At 36.8% G+C, this 2,190-nt stretch carries 2 protein-coding genes; one reads left to right on the forward strand and one right to left on the reverse strand.

Translation table 11 applies throughout. The features are described from left to right. Positions 1-669: 669 nt before the first annotated feature. Entirely contained in the window at positions 670-1,365 is a 696-nt protein-coding gene (locus tag J3U59_RS11930; RefSeq protein WP_065799127.1) for an XRE family transcriptional regulator, read from the reverse strand. Between the two features lie 556 nt (positions 1,366-1,921). Between J3U59_RS11930 and J3U59_RS11935 the strand changes: the two genes are divergently transcribed. After that, on the forward strand, positions 1,922-2,190 hold a 269-nt coding region (locus J3U59_RS11935; RefSeq protein ID WP_267334579.1), incomplete at its 3' end, for a hypothetical protein.

A 2,190-nucleotide genomic window follows, 5' to 3' on the forward strand; every position in this document is an offset into this window, starting at 1 on the left:
GCAATTAACAAGGCGACCAATCCCATAAAGATTAATATTAGATTGGCAAAGTAGATAAATCGGATTTCGTGTTTAGTTAATTGATAATCTTTGTCAAATCTGTTTTTGGTTTTAATATTAATAAAATCTCTATTAATCATGATATTTCCTTAAAAAAGGCCCCAACATGTTGGGGCGAAGGATGTGGTCTGTTCGCAGTCTTTCCCGCTGTCCTTTTCCTAACAACAGTGTGCGTGAGTGCTGATAGGATAAGATATGGCAGTATTAATTGTGTTATGTGCAATTAACACTGCCATCAGCCGCAGTTTACCGTCATGCCTGTGACATGTATCAAAACCGCAGTATGTTCATATGCCCCTGCTAGCTACTTGAATCTTGTTAACACATTAAATAACTCGTAGTCTTGTTTAATGACGCTGTTAACTTGATTGGTTTTGATGTGGTAATGATAATATATGTTATCATCAGTGTCAATAATTAAAGTTATTAATTTGTGTTTTTTGGTTATTATTTGTTATCGCTAAAGGTAACGCTACATTATTGAGGTGAAACGGTCTCAGCCCAATAACGGGCTGTTGTGGCGGGGGAGTAGTCTGTGTTATCAATTGTTATCATTCCAACCTGTGCTGGTTGATTGATATGGTATGTTTTTGTCTGATTATCGGGCTCTTAGTTAAGTATAGATGATTGCCACCAGACTCGTCCTAAAATAGTAATCTCATCTTGTGAGATGATTTCGTCCTCATAACCTGGATTATAGCTTCTGATTTTGATTTGATTACCGGGTAGTTTTTCCAGAATTTTGATTCGGAGTAACCCGTCATGATTAATCGCATAAATTTTACCATCACGAATACTGGTATCGGCCTGGTCAATAGCAACGGTGGCACCATCTTGAAAAACAGGCTCCATACTGTCACCATAAACTGTTAAGCAGACCGCACAATCTTTATCAATGCCATAGCGGCGCATGGTAGAACGAGACAGTCTTAACTTGTAACCATTATAATCTTCAATATCATCTGCAAATCCATCACCGGCAGATAGCCGTACATCCTTATAAAATGGCACTTCAACCTCATCATTATCAAGTGGTGTTTGACTATCCCAGTCATCGATAGTTCCCAGTATTTTTGCATTGGCTTGGTTTTTGCCCACGTCAGGTTTCCCAACGCCTTGGGTCAGCCATAACAGGTCAACATTTAAAGCTGTTGCAATTTCAACAATTTTGCGAGATGTGCTTGATTTACCTGAAACCAGTTTTTGAATGGCGGGTTGGCTAATTTTGACTATCTCGGCTAATTGGTGCTGAGACAAGCCGGATGCTTGTAATGCCCAATTTATTCTATCGGTAAAAGTGGTCATAGTATTACCTCGTGGTTATCGACCGGGTCAGTATATAACCCAAGTTATCAAATATCAATGATTAATAGCGATAATGATAATTGCTTTAAATGATAATATAGGTTATCATTATTAATAATTAAAATTATCAAAATCAAATTAAATAATAACAATAATAATAACTTTAACGATAAGGTACCCAGTCAACCCAGTGCTTTTGATGATTTTAATCTAATGGGTAGTGTAATTTACTTAATTATCTGGGGCGTTAGCGGTTTGTCTTAGTGATGTTTTACTCTTTACTGAGTTATTACGCACATAGCCCTAAGCTCACTACACTGCGAAGGTTTATAAGAAGGGCATGAACTTGTTTAGTTCCGATGTTTTTTCTAAGTAATAATTAATAATTAATTATTAATAAGTAGTAAGTAGTAGTCAGGATAGAGCAACGCATAGCCCTGATAATTTTAGGCTCATTAGTTTGTTTTAACTCAGCATAAAGAATAACACAAGTTACTCATTAATATTTTGAACCCAATAACAGCATAAAAAATAGTGGAATAAAGAAGAGGTCACAATGAAAGAGACGAAAGATATTTTAACGGCATGGCGAAATACCCGCATTGTTAAGCGTATAGGAACAGAATATCCATCACAATCATCGGTTGTTGCTGGAGCGGCTCGAGATTTTGATTATCGCCAATATTTGACAGAGCAAGAAGCAGAGGTTGTTGATAATGCTGTTTTGAGTTTGAAAGAATATAATCCGGTGCAATGGACGGTGTTAGTGGCGTATTACTTAAAGAATGTGTCTTGTAATGCACAAGCGAAAGCGATAGGTAAAAG

The organism is Gilliamella sp. B3783 (assembly GCF_026536125.1).
GTDB lineage: Bacteria > Pseudomonadota > Gammaproteobacteria > Enterobacterales > Orbaceae > Gilliamella.

Bases quoted from the DNA above. Each gene is read 5' to 3' on its own strand.
- J3U59_RS11930 (WP_065799127.1), bottom strand. From the start codon at position 1,365: ATGACCACTTTTACCGATAGAATAAATTGGGCATTACAAGCATCCGGC.